Source organism: Achromobacter sp. SIMBA_011, from assembly GCF_046535435.1.
GTDB classification, from domain to species: domain Bacteria; phylum Pseudomonadota; class Gammaproteobacteria; order Burkholderiales; family Burkholderiaceae_B; genus Achromobacter; species Achromobacter dolens.
Genome location: NZ_JAWRWN010000489.1, coordinates 1 through 271 on the forward strand (window position 1 = coordinate 1; position 271 = coordinate 271).

Sequence of the window (271 nt, forward strand, 5' to 3'; positions counted from 1 at the left end):
CATCTTGAGGCCGGTGAAGACGAGGCAGGCCGCGAAGAGATAAAGCACCCAGTGGAAGTTTTCGACGATGGCCGCACCGCCGGCGATCATGATGCCGCGCAGGACGATGACGCCGAGGATGCCCCAGAGCAGCACGCGATGCTGATAGTGGCGGGGAAGGGCGAAATAGGAGAAGATCATGGCGATGATGAAGATATTGTCCATCGCCAGGCTTTTTTCGACCACGAAGCCGGTGACATATTCCATCGCCGACTGCTGGCCGGACTGGTAC

The 271-nt window shown here is 58.7% G+C and carries 1 protein-coding gene; it reads right to left on the reverse strand.

The features are described from left to right. Positions 1-271, reverse strand: a 271-nt coding sequence (locus SB816_RS31830) for a TerC family protein (RefSeq protein WP_410548223.1), incomplete at both ends; no start/stop codon positions are given.